Here is a 1,540-nt window from a genome sequence, read left to right on the forward strand (position 1 = left end):
TTTCAAAAGATTTAACTTACGTAAACACACCCGAATAACCCTCAAAAAATATGTTTACAAATTTCATTAATCGACCCGTTTTATCACTGGTCATATCCATTTTTATTGTGCTTTTGGGGATGTTAGCGATGGTTGGACTACCCATTACCCAATATCCAGATATTGCTCCACCAGCGGTTTCGGTTACCACAAAATATACAGGTGCAAACGCCGAAGTTTGTGCTAAAGCCGTAGTGACTCCGCTTGAAAGAGCCATTAATGGCGTGCCTGGAATGTCGTACATGACTTCCGTTTCTGGAAATGACGGAACTTCCATCATTCAAGTATATTTTGAAGTAGGAACCGACCCCGACGTAGCGGCGGTAAATGTGCAGAACCGTGTGACGACGGTTTTGGATGAATTACCAGAAGAAGTAATCAAAGCGGGGGTTTCTACGGAAAAGGAGGTAAACTCCATGTTGATGTACATCAACTTGATTAGCGAAGACCCAACCGTTGACGAAAAATTCATCTATAACTTCGCTGATATTAACGTGTTAGCGGAATTAAAAAGGATTGATGGCGTTGGTTTTGTGGATATCATGGGTTCAAGAGAATATGCCATGCGTGTATGGTTGAAACCCGCTCGAATGGATGCTTACGAGATTTCAGCGGAAGATATTATCAAAGCATTGAAAGAACAAAACGTAGAAGCTGCCCCTGGAAAAGTAGGAGAAAGTTCGGGTCGTCAGGCTCAATCTCTGCAATATGTTTTGCGATACACAGGCAAAATGACCCGCAAAGACCAATACGAAAATGTGGTCATCAAAACGACCGAAAGCGGTGAAATGTTACGTTTGAAGGACGTAGCTGATTTAGAATTTGGTTCCTTAGATTATGATGTACTTTCCAAAGAAAACGGAAAACCATCGGCTGCCATCGTACTAAAACAACGACCAGGTTCAAACGCCAGCGAAGTAATTGCCAACATAAAATCACGTTTAGACTTTCTGAAATCGACCACATTCCCCCCAGGAATGACCTACACGGTGAGTTATGACGTATCGAGATTTTTAGATGCCTCCATTCATGAAGTAATCAAAACGCTCATTGAAGCCTTTATTTTAGTGGCTTTGGTGGTATTTTTATTCCTGCAAGATTTTCGTTCAACGCTGATTCCCGTATTGGCAGTTCCCGTAGCTTTGGTCGGAACGTTCGCTTTTATGCAATTATTCGGTTTTTCTATCAACTTATTGACACTTTTTGCCTTGGTTTTAGCCATCGGTATTGTGGTTGATAACGCCATTGTTGTCGTCGAGGCGGTTCATGCCAAAATGGAAGAAAAGCACCTCAACGCCCGAGAAGCCACGATTGAATCCATGCAAGAAATCAGTGGGGCAATTGTAGCTATTACTCTCGTAATGTCAGCAGTATTTATTCCTGTGGCATTTCTATCAGGTCCAGTTGGGGTTTTCTACCGACAATTCTCCGTGACAATGGCAATTTCAATCGTTATCTCAGGGGTCAATGCCCTTACTTTAACGCCCGCTTTATGTGCCAT

General features: G+C 42.4%; 1 protein-coding gene. It reads left to right on the forward strand.

Annotated elements, in window-relative coordinates; all coding sequences use genetic code 11:
* Positions 1–50: 50 nt before the first annotated feature.
* Positions 51–1,540: efflux RND transporter permease subunit (locus VB796_RS23675; protein WP_323349068.1), on the forward strand; the 1,490-nt coding region annotated here is incomplete at its 3' end.

It is taken from the genome of Arcicella sp. LKC2W, from assembly GCF_034931005.1.
Lineage (GTDB): Bacteria > Bacteroidota > Bacteroidia > Cytophagales > Spirosomataceae > Arcicella.